At 64.7% G+C, this 14,302-nt stretch carries 13 protein-coding genes; 2 read left to right on the top strand and 11 right to left on the bottom strand.

The genetic code is table 11. The features are described from left to right. The 9 genes from Y708_RS22600 to Y708_RS0103635 all read right to left on the bottom strand — a co-directional run. Positions 1-614 (bottom strand): SDR family NAD(P)-dependent oxidoreductase (locus Y708_RS22600; protein WP_035775154.1); only part of this gene is annotated, 614 nt, incomplete at its 3' end. A gap of 36 nt (positions 615-650) precedes the next feature. Beyond that, positions 651-1,364, bottom strand: a complete 714-nt coding sequence (locus tag Y708_RS0103670; protein ID WP_028278886.1) for a GntR family transcriptional regulator — start codon at positions 1,362-1,364, stop codon at positions 651-653. Then, positions 1,361-2,545: a fumarylacetoacetate hydrolase family protein gene (locus Y708_RS0103665; protein WP_028278885.1), complete on the bottom strand. Its 1,185-nt coding sequence runs from the start codon at positions 2,543-2,545 to the stop codon at positions 1,361-1,363. Before Y708_RS0103665 ends, Y708_RS0103670 begins: the two co-directional genes overlap by 4 nt. Then, the gene (locus Y708_RS0103660) at positions 2,542-4,044 is read right to left on the bottom strand and encodes an aldehyde dehydrogenase (NADP(+)) (RefSeq protein WP_028278884.1); all 1,503 of its coding nucleotides are present in this window, start codon (positions 4,042-4,044) and stop codon (positions 2,542-2,544) included. The genes Y708_RS0103665 and Y708_RS0103660 overlap by 4 nt, the downstream gene beginning before the upstream one ends. A gap of 28 nt (positions 4,045-4,072) precedes the next feature. Beyond that, positions 4,073-5,377: an enolase C-terminal domain-like protein gene (locus Y708_RS0103655; RefSeq protein WP_028278883.1), complete on the bottom strand. Its 1,305-nt coding sequence runs from the start codon at positions 5,375-5,377 to the stop codon at positions 4,073-4,075. 36 nt (positions 5,378-5,413) lie between these two features. Beyond that, positions 5,414-6,694, bottom strand: a complete 1,281-nt coding sequence (locus tag Y708_RS0103650; protein WP_028278882.1) for a TRAP transporter large permease — start codon at positions 6,692-6,694, stop codon at positions 5,414-5,416. Positions 6,695-6,702: 8 nt separating this feature from the next. Continuing rightward, entirely contained in the window at positions 6,703-7,314 is a 612-nt protein-coding gene (locus tag Y708_RS0103645) for a TRAP transporter small permease (protein ID WP_028278881.1), read from the bottom strand. After that, a complete protein-coding gene (locus Y708_RS0103640) occupies positions 7,311-8,348 on the bottom strand; it encodes a DctP family TRAP transporter solute-binding subunit (RefSeq protein ID WP_028278880.1) in 1,038 nt (345 codons plus the stop codon). Before Y708_RS0103640 ends, Y708_RS0103645 begins: the two co-directional genes overlap by 4 nt. Before the next feature lie 53 nt (positions 8,349-8,401). After that, on the bottom strand, positions 8,402-9,445 hold the full coding sequence (locus Y708_RS0103635; protein ID WP_028278879.1) for an Ldh family oxidoreductase: 1,044 nt from the start codon (positions 9,443-9,445) through the stop codon (positions 8,402-8,404). A 222-nt stretch (positions 9,446-9,667) separates the two neighbouring features. Between Y708_RS0103635 and Y708_RS27315 the strand changes: the two genes are divergently transcribed. Both Y708_RS27315 and Y708_RS27310 read left to right on the top strand, forming a co-directional pair. Further along, on the top strand, positions 9,668-9,922 hold the full coding sequence (locus Y708_RS27315; protein ID WP_216699720.1) for a helix-turn-helix transcriptional regulator: 255 nt from the start codon (positions 9,668-9,670) through the stop codon (positions 9,920-9,922). After that, entirely contained in the window at positions 9,919-11,175 is a 1,257-nt protein-coding gene (locus Y708_RS27310; protein ID WP_051478544.1) for a type II toxin-antitoxin system HipA family toxin, read from the top strand. Before Y708_RS27315 ends, Y708_RS27310 begins: the two co-directional genes overlap by 4 nt. Positions 11,176-11,218: 43 nt before the next feature. On the opposite strand, the gene Y708_RS0103620 is transcribed toward Y708_RS27310, so the two are convergent. Both Y708_RS0103620 and Y708_RS22585 read right to left on the bottom strand, forming a co-directional pair. Further along, entirely contained in the window at positions 11,219-12,544 is a 1,326-nt protein-coding gene (locus tag Y708_RS0103620; RefSeq protein ID WP_051478542.1) for an MFS transporter, read from the bottom strand. A 2-nt stretch (positions 12,545-12,546) separates the two neighbouring features. After that, positions 12,547-14,220: an amidohydrolase gene (locus Y708_RS22585; protein WP_051478540.1), complete on the bottom strand. Its 1,674-nt coding sequence runs from the start codon at positions 14,218-14,220 to the stop codon at positions 12,547-12,549. Positions 14,221-14,302: the final 82 nt, after the last annotated feature.

The raw sequence follows: 14,302 nt of genomic DNA, 5'->3' as shown, positions 1-14,302 counted from the left end.
GGCTGGCGTGCCTCGAGCGCCTGGCGTTCAGCCGCGGGGTCCTCGGCCGCGTCCAGCAGTCTGGCCACCCACGGAGTGTCGGCCGTGCCCGGGTTGACGCAATTCACGCGGATGCCCTCGCGGAGGTGGTCCGCAGCCATGGCACGCGTCAGCGCCGCCACGGCTCCTTTGCTAGCCGAGTACAGCGCGCGCTGCGGCAGGCCGTGCGTCGCCGCGATCGATGACGTATTCACGATCGCCGGACTCCCGGATTCCCGCAGGAAGGGCAGGGCGGCGCGGGATACCCGGACAATCCCCACCACGTTGATATTGAGCACGCGCAGCCACTCGTCGTCGTCATTATCGGCAACGGTTCCCGCCGCTCCGACGCCCGCATTATTGACGACGACGTCAATCCCGCCCAGTTCCCGGGCCGCCGCCGCAACGGCGTCGTCAACCGACGCACGATCGCCGATGTCGCAGGTGAACCCGGCCACGCCGTCGGGCAGGCCCCCAGGTCGCAGATCCAGCACCGCTACACGCGCTCCACGTGCGGTCAGGGCAGCGGTCACAGCGGCGCCGATCCCGGAGGCACCGCCGGTTACCAGGGCGCGCACGCCCGCAAAAGAATCCATCGTCAACGTCCTTGTCAGTCCGGGAAGGGTAGAAAATCAGCAGAGCTTGGCCGGAGGCGGAACCCTCAGCCCTGAATCCTCCTGCGAAAACGCCTCAGCGAAGCGGTGGTAGGCGCCGATGAGGTGCCGGTGCATGCTTTCCTCCGCTGCATCCGGGTCGCACGCAGCGATGGCGTTCACAATCTCGCGGTGCTCCTCCACGGTGGTGGTTCCCTGATAGTCCGCCGGGTGGAGGCGGAAAAGGTGCAGGTGACAGTGCGTCGCCCGGTAGGCGTGAAGTGCAAACTCATTGCTGCTGGCCGAGAGGATGCGGTCGTGGAAGACAGTGTCGTGGGCGACCAGCTGGTGCCTGACGCCGCCGTCCAGTGCAGCGCCCGATTCGAAGTCCTCCAGGGACGCCTGGAGCATCCGCGCCGGGTTGACCAGACGGTTCACCGCGGCCGCACGAGCCGCCCACGGTTCAACGAGCAGACGGAACTCAAACAACTCGCGCAGTTCCGCGGTACCCAGGAGCGCCGTGGTGCGGTACCCCTTGCCCGGACTCTTCACAATGAGCCTGTCACCCTCGAGCTGGCTGAGGGCTTCGCGGATGGGTGTCTGGGAGACACCCAATTCGCGGGCAAGCGCGTCGATGTTGATCTTCCCATCCGGCGGCAGCTGCAGGTCCAGGATCTTCGCGCGCAGAATCCCGTAGACGTCAGCGCCCGAGCGGCCGCGGGGTTCAAGATCCCGGATGGTGGTCTCAGTCATCGGGCACCTGCCCTGCCTGCGGGCGTGTTGGCGCGCGAGTGCGCCAGGATGTACTGCAGCTGGCTGCCGATCCCAAACCGCCAGGGCTCCAGGTCCTCCGTGGGTGCCACCATGTTTGTCAGTGTACCCAGCCGGGCACTGCCGATCTCCACCACGTCGCCGCCCTTGTGCGTGAACCCCATTCCGGGAGTGTCCCGGTCCTCATTCGGCGCGAAAAGCGTTCCCGTGAACAGGACAAAGCCGTCCGGATACTGGTGGTGGGATCCATACGCCGCTCCAACAAGTTCCTCGAACGGGCGGCTCAGCCGTTGGACGCTGTTGGTTCCACTCAGGATGTAACCGTCGGAGCCGCGCACCGTGAGCTGGATGGTCTCCTGCCGGGCGTCGTCGAGCGTGTAGGAACCATTGAACAATCTCACAAAGGGTCCTATTGCGGTGGACCCGTTGTTGTCTTTGGCCATCCCGAGCAGCAGCGCGCTGCGGCCCTCGACGTCGCGGAGGTTGACGTCGTTGCCGAGGGTGCAGCCACGGATCCGGCCGCGGTTGTCCACCACGAGCACCAGCTCCGGCTCCGGATTGTTCCAGGAGGAGAAGGACGGGATGCCGATGCGCGCCCCGGTACCCACCGCGGACAGGACGGGGCCCTTGGTGAACACTTCAGGATCCGGGCCGATCCCCACCTCCAGGTACTGCGACCAGAATCCTTCGCGGACCAGAACCTCCTTGACGCGGGCCGCCTCCGGTGATCCGGGGCGGACACCGGCAAGGGTGCCCCCGAGTGCCTCAAGCACCTGTGCGCGCATCTGCTCGGCGAGCGTGGAATCGCCCGCGCAGCGTTCCTCGATGACGCGTTCGATCATGCTGTCGACGAAGGTGACTCCGCAGGCCTTCACAGCCTGCAGGTCCACCGGCGCCAGCAGATGGGGCAGGCCGTCGTCATCCGGTGTTGTGCTGACCACGCCGGCTAGATCCCAGCGCTGCGCATCGGACGCCCGGGCCTGCTCAAGCAGGGCGCCAGAGGCATCCTCGTTGAGCAGCTCCGACAACGTGGCGGCATAGCCGAACAGGTCCACCAGGGTGTCACCGTCAACCAGAACAGGCCTCGGACCGGCGGTCACCGGGTCCCAGAGGCGCCCCACGAGCAGAGCCCTCTCGGCATCTTCGGGAAGTACGCTGCTCATCGTACGGCCTCCCCGAATCCGGATGGCGCGTCGTCGAACCGGCCGTCCACCCGCCGGCGGATACCCCACGGATTGGCCTCCTGCAGAGCCGGATTCAGCGCACTGTCGGGTACATCCTGGTAAGCGACCGGGCGCGTGAAGCGTCCGACGGCGGCGGTACCGACCGACGTCGTTCCCGGCGCCGTGGTGGCCGGGTACGGTCCGCCGTGCTGCTGGGCATGTGAGACGGTCACCCCGGTGGGCCAGCCGTTCCACAACACGCGGCCCGCGATGCCGGTAAGGGTCCGGAGCAGGTCGCCGGCGTCGTCGGCATCGTCCGCATGGATGGTGGCGGTGAGCTGGCCCTCCATCGCCTGTGCCAGCTCCGGCAGGACCGCGGGGCTGCTGTACCGGACCACTACGGTCGCCGGCCCGAACATCTCCTGCCGCAGGATCTCCGGATTCGACCGCACGGCCGCCGCGTCCGTCAGCAGGACGGTGGGGGACGGGGCCTCGTCGTCGGACCCGGGCACAAGGGCCCGGACACCGTCGAAGCCGGCCACCCCGTCGCGCGCCTGGCCAAACGAATTCCGGAGGCCCGGAGTCAGCAGCTTCGCGAGCGGTGCCTGTTCCAGTGCCGGAGCCAGAGCGCCGCGGAGCAGGTCCTCTGTGGCTGAGTCCGGGATGAACAGGACGCCGGGTTTGGTGCAGAACTGTCCCATGCCCATCGTGAACGACGCCGCGTAGCCGGATAGGATGTCCGCCGACCGGGAGGACCAGGCCTCCGGCAGGACAAAGACCGGGTTGATGCTGCCGAGTTCCCCGTAGAAGGGGATGGGCTCCGGCCGGGCTGACACGCGGTTGAACAGGGCGCGGCCGCCGGCGGTGGACCCGGTGAACCCGATGGCCTTCACCAGCGGGTGGTCCACCATAGCCTCTGCCGCAGGGCGACCGTCGACGACGGCGAACAGGCCCTCCGGCGCACCGGCGTTCCGCAGCGCCTCGACCACCACCTCAGCCGTGCGCAGCGCAAGGGTCTTATGCCCGGGATGGATCTTGTGCAGGACGGCGCAGCCCGCAGCGAGGGCAGACGCGCTGTCACCGCCCATCACACTGAAAGCGAACGGAAAATTGGAGGCACCGAACACACCAACGACGCCGAGGGGCACATTGACGCGGCGGATATCCGGCCGCGGCCCCATACCCCAGTCGGGATCGGTGTGGTCAATCACCGCATCCAGGACGACGCCGGAGCGCACCTCGCCGGCCAGGAGCTCGAGCTGGAAGGCCGAGCGTTTTAGCTCCCCCTGCAGGCGCGCCTCCGCAAGGTGGGTGTCAGCGACGCCGAGCGGCACCAGCTCCCCGGCATTCTCCCGCAGGGCCTGCGCGACGGCGTCCAGCCAGCCCGCGCGGGTGGACGGATCGGTTCCGGCAGCGGAAAGGAAGGCAGCATGGGCGCTCTTGGCCGCCGCCTCCACCTCGTCAGTGGTCGTTGCAATGGTCAGGGTAGCGGCAGTCATGGGACTCCTTCCGGGTTGGTTCGGGTGGTCAGCGTGCGTTCAGTTCCTGCCAGCCGGCGCCTGTGGGGAACGTCCACCGTGCGGTGGAATCGTTCAGCATCTCGGCGCCGACCCCTGCAAGCTTCGGTGCCTGGTAGCGTCCGCCCGTGACGACCACCGGCTCGGCGAAATGCTCGTGGAGGTGGTCAACGAACTCAATAACCCGATCCTCCATGGACCCCGTGATCGCTGCGTAGTCGAAGAATGAGAAATGCTGGACCAGCTCGCACAGGCCCACGCCGCCGGCATGCGGGCAGACCGGGGTGTTGAACCTTGCCGCGAGGAGCAGGTTGGCGATGTTCTCATTGACACCGGCAACCCGCGTCGAGTCGATCTGCATGATGTCAATCGCCCCGGCCTGCAGCAGCTGCTTGAAGATGATGCGGCTTTGGACGGCCTCACCGGTTGCCACCTTGATCGGGTGCACAGCCTTGCGGATGGCCGCGTGGGCGAGGATGTCATCGGTGCTGGTGGGCTCCTCGATCCAGTACGGGTTGAAGTCCTGGAGCTGGTTCACCCAGTCGATGGCCTCCTGTTCCTCCCAGCGCTGGTTGGCGTCGATGGCAATGCGGACATCGGGTCCCACCGCTTCGCGCGCCAGGGAGAGGCGACGGCGGTCGTCCTCGATGCTGCCGGCAACCTTGAGTTTGATCATCCCGAAACCGTCCGCGACGGCCTCCTTCGCCAGGCGCACCAGCTTCTCGTCGCTGTAGCCCAGCCAGCCCGGGGTGGTGGTGTAGGCGGGGTAGCCGTTCTGCTGCAGCTCCGCGATGCGTTCCTGCTTACCTTCCTGGCCGCGCTGGAGGATGTCCGTGGCGTCCTGCGGGGTCAGGGCATTGCCGATGTGCGTGAAGTCCACGGCGCTCACCAGTTCCGCCACCGGCATGTCGCTCAGGAGGAGCCACAAAGGCTTGTTCTCGCGCCGGGCCCGAACATCCCAGAGGGCGTTGATCAGGCCGCCGCAGGCCATGTGCGAGACACCCTTCTCAGGGCCGAGCCAGCGCATCTGGGAGTCGTGGACCAGCCTGCTGGAAGCATCGCCAAGGTTGTTGACCAGCTCATCGGTGTCGCGGCCGACCAGCAGCTCGCCGTAGCTGTCCATCGCCGCGGTGATGAGTTCGTTGCCCCGCCCGCAGGTGAAGACGAGGCCGTAGCCGCGCTCGCCGTCGTCCGTTGCTATTTCGACGTACGCGGCGGAGTAGTCGGGATCGACGTTGACGGCGTCGGATCCGGAGAGGTCCAGGGAGGTGGGGAAGCGCACATCGGTGGTGTGCACTGAAGCGATGCGTGACATAGGTATTCCTTGTTCAGTTGGTGCGGGCAGTCAGGTCTAAAGGAAGCCCAATAGCGTGGGCAGTCCGATCGTGAGGGCAGGGACGAAAGTGATGACCAGGAGTGTGACGACCATCGGGGCGAAAAACGGAAGGATGCCCTTGATGACGGTGGGTACCGGCGCCCGGGTCACGCTCGACAGCACAAAGAGCACCAGTCCCACCGGGGGAGTGATCAGGCCGATCAGGAGGTTGAAGATCACCATGATGCCCAGGTGGATGGGATCGATGCCGAAGGTTTCCGCTACGGGAAGCAGCACCGGTACCAGGATCAGGATTGCAGCGGTGGGTTCCAGGACGCAGCCCACGAGGAGGAGCAGGATGTTGACCAGGATCAAGAACACGATCGGCTGGTTGGTGATTTCCAGGATCAGGTTCGCAGCCACCTGGGGTGCCTGCTCACGGGCCAGGACCCAGCCGAAGAGCGCTGCCGCGGCAACGATCAGGAGCACGGACCCGGAGGTTTCAACCGTAGTGAGCAGTGTCCGGTAGATCTTCCGCCAGGACAGCATCCGGTAGACGAGAGCGAGGACGAAGATGTAGATCACGCCGATCCCGCTCGCCTCCGTTGGCGTGAAGATGCCGCTGAGGATTCCGCCGAGGATGACGACGGCGGATCCCATGGCGGGCAGCGCCGCAAGGGTGGTGCGTCCGCGCACCTTCCACGATGACTTCGGCAGGCGCAGGTCCTCACGCTTGCGCATGAGCAGCCAGACGGTGAAGCACAGGGCGGTGACCAGCACCAGGGCGGGCACGATGCCGGCCATGAACAGTGCACCCACGGAGACTCCTGCGGTGACCGCGTAGATTACGGCTGGAATGCTGGGCGGAATCATGGGCGCGATGAGGCTTGAGGCACCGGTGACGCCGAGCGCAAATTCGCGCTTGTAGCCGCGTTCCACCATGGCCGGCACCTGTACCCGGCCCATGGCCGCTGCGTCGGCAATCGCGGCGCCGCTCATCCAGGAGAAGCCGAAGCTGGTGGCGACATTCACGTAGCCGAGGCTGCCACGCAGGTGCCCGATGGCAGCCACGGCGGCGTCGTAGAGCTTGTCCGTAACTCCGGAGACGTTGGCAAGGTTGCCGAGCAGGATGAACATCGGCACCGCGAGGATCGCGAAGCTGTCCACGCCGGAAACGGTCTGCTGCACGGCGGTGCCGATTCGCGCCGTCGGATCCATGATGACGTAGGCGACGGAGGGAATGAGTAGCGCAAAGGAGACAGGGACGCGCAGGGCAAGTAGCACCAGCAGCGCAATGAGCATGATGAGGAGAGTCATATGGTGTCCTAGACCGCTTCCCGCTCGAGGTTTTCCATGGCATCCGGAACAACCTCGGGATGGCGGATATTGAGGTAGATGTGCAGGGCGGCGTGCAGGAAGATGAGCACAAACCCGGTCACTGCGGCGCTGTAGACGACGCTCATAGGCAGGCTCGTGGCTGGAGCCAAAAGCCGGTTGGCGCCGATGGCGAACTCGGCGCCGGCCACGGACATCACTCCCGCCGTCACCAGCACCGCGGTGAGGGCGAAAGTGTCCAGGACAATGGTGCCGACCCGCCCAAGCTTGCTGGCGAGCAGGTCTACCGCGATGTGGATGCGGCGCGCCATCACAAAACCGGCGGAGACAAAGGTGAACCAGAGCAGCGCAAACCGTGCCAGTTCCTCTGTCCAGCTGAACGGCGAATTGAACACGTAGCGGCTGACAACCTGGAGGACGATCAGGCCTAGTGTCGCCACCAGCAGGGTGCAGGAGGCACCCCGTTCGACGTTGACCAGTCCCCGGTAGAGCCGGCTGTGCTGTTCTGCGAAGTCCGGATCGTCGGGTTCATCGGGGACATGAGAGCCGGTGGCGACGTTGTTCTCGTTTGGTGCTTCGGCACGGGAAGGGTGTGAACTCACCGGGCGTCCTTGATTTCCTGGTACAGCTCACCCCAAGGCTGCTTGAGCATGGCTTCTTCGGCAGCAGCAGCGAAGGACTCACGGTCTACGTCCTCGTTGACCTGGATGCCCTCGCCGGACTTCCATTCCTCCAGGATGCCCTGTTCCTGCTCCTCGATGCATACGCGGGTGGCGTCGGCTGCTGCAGCCATAGCGCCTTCAAGCGCGCTGCGCTCTTCTTCGCTGAGACCTTCGTAGACGGTGCGGCCGGTGGTGATCTGGACGCCCTGGATCATGTGGGCGGTGAGGTTGATGTAGTCCTGGACCTCGTTGAATTTAGCGGTGGAGATGGTGGGGATCGGGTTCTCCTGCGCGTCGATGACGCCCTGCTGGAGGGCGAGGTAGACCTCGTCGAGTGCCATCGGAGTGGCGGTGCCGCCCATGGCCGCGATGTTCGCGAGGTACAGCGGCGCGTTGGGGGTGCGGATCTTCAGGCCGGCGAAGTCCTCGGACGTGCTGATCTCCTTATTGGCGGTCACGTGGCGGGTGCCGTAGTACCAGCTGGAGAGGACCTTGATGTCGGAGCTTTCGTAGAGTGCGTCGAACACGCTGGTCATGGTGTCGCCCTCGACGGTCTCGATGAAGTGTTCCACGTCCTCGAACAGGTAGGCGCCGTCCAGCACTGCTGCGTCCTCTTCCCATACTCCGAGGAATGAGGGGCCGGCGATGGCCATGTCGAGGGCACCGGAAGCAACCTGCTCCAGGGACTCGGACTCGTTGCCCAGCTGCGCGGCGGGGAAGCTTTCGATCTGCAGCCCGCTTCCGTCCAGTTCTTCCTTCAGAGTGGTGACGCCGCACTCTTCGACGGGGTGGCCAGCTTCGTAGACGTGTGCAAGGCGCAGCGTCTTGGCATCTGTGTCTGCCTGACCGGCTTCATCGCGGTCCACTGGAGTGCCGACGTTGCACGCCGAGAGCAGGAGCGCGGCGCTTGCTGCGAGGCCGAGAGCTGTGAAGGTACGACGACGGCGGGTGAGGGTGGAGTTTTCGAGCTTCATTGCTGGATTCCTTCCGGGAATACGGTTGTGAACGGTTGGTGGTGGGTTTTTTGTTAGACGGTCGATGGAAGTGAGAGCTCTTCTGCGAGTTGACGCAACTGGTTTGCGGTGGAGGCTGGCAGGTGCACGTCCGAATCCGCTTCGGATTCCCGGATACGTTCCGGATCTCCCGGGGCCAGTACTTCCCTGCCTGCCGGTCCGGATTCACGCACCCGCTGCTGAAGGTCCGCCACGCGGGCTTCGGTGTGGGCACGGCCCGAGAACGCCTCGGTGTCGATGCCCACTATCAGGTGCCCGTTGTTCATCCTGGATGCGGGATTGGACCAGATATCGACCGTCTCGAATGCGTACGTTGCGTCCGTCAGGGAAGAGGTGAAGGCCTCAAGGAGTACAGCAACAGCCGAGCCCTTGTGATTGCCGAAGGGGATCATGGAGCCGGCAGCGGCTGCATCCGGATCCGTGGTTGGGTTGCCCTCAGCGTCGACAGCCCAGCCCTCGGGGAGCTGCCGGCCTTCGTTCCTCGCGGCGATGAGCTTGCCATAGGCGCCGTTGCTGGTCGCCAGGTCCGCGGTGAGTGGCCATCCGTCAGCGCTGGGAGCGCCAAGCGTCAGCGGGTTGGTCCCCAACACCTTGGCGATGCCGCCGTGCGGTGCGACCACAGGTCCGGTTGATGACGTGATGAACGAAAGGAAGCCTGCGGCGGCGAGCTGGTCGCTCCAGAAGGCACCCGCGCCGTAATGGCTGCTGTTGTGGACAGCGACGGCGGCTATGCCGTGCCCGCGACCGGTCTCAACGATCCGATCGACGGCGGCCTGCATGGCCACCTGGCCAAGCGCTGCATCCGCATCGAGGACAGCGACCGCGTCCCGTCCGGAGGAGAACGTCATTGCCGGAGTCGGATTGATCCCGCCAAGACGCAGGGCTTCCGAATACAACGGCAGGCGTAACAAACCATGGGAAAAGATGCCGCGCTGATCCGCCTGCACAAGCGAACGTGCAGTCAGATCCGCGTCATCCGCCGAAACGCCGCGGGCCTCAAGGACGGCTGAGGCGAGACGGAGCAGATCGGCGACGGAAAAAGTCTGATGGGAATGCAACAGTGAAAACCCTTCAATATAGGAATTGCTTGAATCCTATATACAAAGGGTGCCGAATCACAACCCCTACCCGGAGGTATTGACATGAGGCAATAGGTCCGGCTCTCAGATGTAAACAATTTTTGCCATATCTAGCTCACAGTACAAATGTCAAGAATCCTTGACATTTGTCTTCGAGGACCCCTAATGTAAAGAAAAGTTTACATATGGAGGTAGTCAGCTGTGTGGACGTCAGGATATGACCCAGTCGACTTTGGCCGTTATCTACGTGCCCGGCGTCGTCACCAGGAGATGACCCAGGCAGAGCTTGCCGAATGGGTCGGTGTATCCCGGCCTACGCTGGCGGCACTCGAGAATGGTGTGGGCGGGGTGTCTCTGGAGACGGCGCTGAAGACGCTGTCCATACTCGGTGACTTCTTTGCACTGGCGCCCAAAGGGACGCCAGTGTTGCGTGGCGACGAGGAGCGTGGACGATGAGCCCGACCGGGAGAACCCTTGACGTGCTGTTGCACGGGCAACTGGTTGGGCAGATCAGCCTCGATCGTGCCGGCGAAGGGACCTTTAAGTACCTGCCGGACACGGTGAAAGAGCATTGGGCGGAGCCGCTTCTCTCCTGCTCAATGCCCGTGGGCCCGGAGCCCTTCAACTCTGTGCTCACCCGCAACTGGTTCTCCGGTCTGCTTCCGGAAGGCGATCAGCGCGCTGCGGCTGCCCGGGCAGCCGGGGTCCCCTCCCATGACGACTTCCTCCTCTTGGAGAAGATTGGCTGGGAATGCGCGGGTGCCGTCGCCGTAGGTCCCGCGGGGTTTGCACCAGAACAGGAAGCATCCCTCCAGTTGGTGTCGCATGAGGAGCTCGCGTCAATGCTTGACCGGCTGCCTCAGTGGCCGGTGCAGGATGCAGGGGAGGTCCGCAGCTCACTGGGTGGATTCCAGTCCAAATTGCTGCTGACCCGTGTCGGAGAAGGCTGGGCACTACCCCTGCAGGGAGCCATTTCAACGCACCTGGTCAAGCCCGAGAAAACCGAATACCAGGGCATGGCGGCAGCCGAGGCCTGGGCAATGACGCTTGCCGGCGCCGCGACGCCGGCAGCCGCAGTGTCAATGATGGGAAACCCTGAAGATGTTCCAGCCCTGCTGGTGACCCGGTTTGACCGTACCGGGACCAAAGACGGCGTCCGCAGGTTGCATCAGGAGGATGGCTGCCAGATGCTGGGTAGTCCTCCTCATGCAAAATACGCTTCTGACTCGGCGGTGAACTCCGACGGTTCCAGGGCGGTCAGGCCCTCCCTCCACAAGATCGCCGGCGCCGTGAGCCGATACTCCAACGATCCGAGGGTGCAGTTGCTCACACTGCTGCGGCAGGTCACAGTCAACATTGCTGTTGGTAACGCCGGCGCCCACGCAAAAAACTACTCGCTCATGCTCGGCCCGGTAGGGTGCTCAGTGTCGCCCATGTACGATGTGGTACCCACCATGCACTTTCTGCCGCAAACAGACTCGGCCGGCCTGTGGGTCAACGGGAACTCCACCATGAACAGGATCTTCGCCGACGACATCGCTGAAGAAGGCGCAAGCTGGGGGATACCGCGTCGACTCGCCAGCGCAACCGTCAAGGCCACCCTGGAGCGGCTTGGCGCTTCCATCCAATCGGCTTCGGACGCGTTTCCCTCCGTGCCGGATGACATCCCCGCGATGGTTGCGGTACGGATAGCCCGAATGCAGCCTTGAGCTTGAGGAGTCGCGGTACTCCACATCGCGTCTTGACTGCCTCTTACCGCACAATCGCCTTGTCCTTCACCCGCAGGCGCTCGCCGTAGAACCCGCCGACTGCCGTAATCAGCGACACCACAATCAGCAGCAGCGCAGCAGTCCACGATCCGCCGTCGGACACACCCAACAGCGCCACCGCGATCAACGGCAGGAAACCGCTCAACGCGCCGGCCAGGTTGTAGCCAAGCGCCACACCGCTGTACCTCAGGTTCGGCGGGAACAGCTCGGTGAGCAGCGCACCCGTGACCGCATAGGCCAGCGAAACCAGCGCAATACCGATGGTCACCGCCAGGATGATCGCCGCCGGATTGCGGGTATCGATCATCCAGAACAGCGGGAACGCCCCCACAGCGGTGGCCAGGCCACCATAGAACGTCATGCGTCCGGGTCCGACTTTCTCGGCCACGCGACCCACCGCGAGCACCACAAAAATCTGCACGACGGCGGCTACCAACGTTGCATTCACCATCAGCCCGCGGTCCAGGCCAAGCGTGTCAGCACCGTAGCTGATTACAAACGTGGTCATGATGTAGAACCCGCCAACACCGAGGAACGCCGCGGCAATGGCAACCAGCAGTCGGCCCCAGGCCTGCTTAAACACATCGAGCGCCGGAATCTTTGCGCGTTCCTCCAGCTTGACCAGCTCGCGGAAGATCGGCGACTCCTCCACCTTCAACCGGATGTACAGCGCAATGAGCAGCAGCGGGAATGCCCCCAGGAACGGCAGCCGCCAGCCCCACGCATCGAACTGCTCCGACGGCAGCAGCAGCACCAGGGCAAATGCTCCCGAGGACATCAGTGTGCCAATCGGCGAACCCACCTGGACCAGCGCCGCATACCTGCCGCGCTTCTCAATCGGCGCGTGCTCCACGGCAATGGTCATGGCGCCGCCCCATTCACCACCAACGGCCAGTCCCTGCATCAGCCGCAGCACGGCCAGCATGATCGGGGCGGCGAGGCCAATGCTGCCAAAGTCCGGCAGGATACCGATCAACCCGGTGGCACAGCCGATCATCACAATCGTGATCAGCAACGCCGGTCTGCGGCCCACCCGGTCACCGATGTATCCGAAGAGCACAGCGCCGATCGGCCGGGCAGCAAAGCCGACGCCGAAGGTCGCGAACGCCGCCAGCGTCGCCGCCGTCGGGTCGAGTTCGGTGAAGAACAGCCGGTTGAACACAATGGCCGCGGCGGTGCCGAAGAGGAAATAGTCGTACCATTCCAGCGCGGTGCCCACAAAGGCGGCGCGTGCAATCTTGCCCGCATCTGCCCCGCTCACCTCCGGTACTTCCGGCTCATCCTTCGAACTTGTCTCATGGGGTTGCATGGTCATACTTCCTTGGTGAGTGAAACGGATTGATCGGGTGTTTCAAGGGCATCGAAATAGTCCTTGCCGAAGACACAGCCACCGTCAACAACTGTCGCCAGCACGCTGATCGCACCGATCGCGTCCGGGGACACCGCGGCCGGATGATCGGACAGGAACACAAAGTCGGCCAGCTTTCCCGCCTCCAGTGTGCCGCGCAGGTTCTCATCGCCGGCCGTCCACGCGGCGTCGACCGTGTATGCGCGCAGCGCAGTCTCCGCGTCCACGCACTCGGCAGGACCGAAGACCCTGCCCGACGACGTTCTCCGCTGCACCATCGACTGCATCCCCAGCATCGGGGCACCATTAGCCACCGGACGGTCCGAACTGCCCGGCACCCGCACCCCGGAATCCAGGAACGTGCGGTGCCGGTAAACCCACGGCTCGCGGTCAGGCCCAAGCGCGTCCGCGAAGGTGTCGCCCATCTCGTACAGAAACCGCAGTTGCGGCACCGGAGTGACACCCAGCGACGCAAACCGGTTCACCTGATCCGGCCGGACAATTCCGGCGTGCTCTATGCGGTGACGGACATCGGGCCGGGGGAGTGCCAGCTGGGCTGCCTCAAAGGCGTCGAGTGCGACGTCGACGGCGCTGTCCCCGATCGCATGCGCAGCAACGGTCCAGCCCGAGCAGTGCGCCTCGACAATCCGACGGGTCAGCTCCTCCACAGACAGCTGAAAGCTGCCGCTGGGGTGGCCATGGTCGCAGAACGGTTCAGTCACCGCGGCGGTGCGTCCGATCAACGAGCCGTCCACAAAGATCTTCATCGCACCCAGCCGCACGTGGTCATCGCCAAAACCGGACGACACCCCGAGGTCCAGCCCAAAGCTGATGCCATCCTCCACATGCGACGTCACAGGGTGCAGCGCGTCGCTCGACGCCATCAGCTGCACCCTAGTCTTCAGTTCTCCGCGGCTGCGGGCCAGTGTGTACGCGGCAAGCTCCACCGGGCTCCGCCCAATCCACCCGGACCCGATGCCCGCTTCCGTCACATGGGTCAGCCCTTCGGAGGCATACACCGAACTGGCTGCCGCAATGGCGTCGGCGAGGACGCCCACGGGGTAGGGGACCACGAGCTCGGTGACCAGCTTCTGCGCCTGCTCTTCGAGCGTGCCGGTGGGGCCGTCGTCGTCGTGGACCACCTTCCCGCCCTCGGGAGTCTCCGCCGAACCGTCCAGCACTCCTGCCCGCTGCAGCACCTCGGTGTTGACCGTGCACATGTGCCCGGACCTGTGCTTGAGCCAGACGGGACGGCCGGGCGCCGCCGCATCCAGGGACGTCCGGTGCGGATGCGCGCCGAGCACCGTGTCGTCGTAGCCGGAAGCGATCACCCACGCGCCGTCGTCGAGCCCGTCCGCGCACCGCCCAACGGCGCTATACAGTTCCTCCAGCGTGCGGCAGTCGCTGAGATCGAGCTCGCTCAGCGACTGTCCAAACCACGCCATGTGGTTGTGCGCATCGCCAAACCCGGGAACGACGACGCCGCCGCCACCATCCAGCGTCCGGCGCGCTGGGAGGTCGAGGACGTCCTGGTCCAGGCCAACGATCCTGCCGTGAAGCACCCCCAGAGCGTAGGCAGGGGACGCGCCGTCCGCCATGGTGAAGATCAGGGCATTGATGAGTTTTAGATCAAGCATGATTCTTATAAGACTGCCAGCGATTGGGTGCGGGTGGTACTGGTTGAGGGCAACCGGTTATGCGGCCGGGAGTGTGCTAATG

The organism is Arthrobacter sp. H5 (assembly GCF_000520595.1).
Taxonomy (GTDB): domain Bacteria; phylum Actinomycetota; class Actinomycetes; order Actinomycetales; family Micrococcaceae; genus Arthrobacter_D.
Note: the sequence above shows the minus strand (reverse complement) of the source record. Positions and strands in the feature narration are given on the sequence as shown.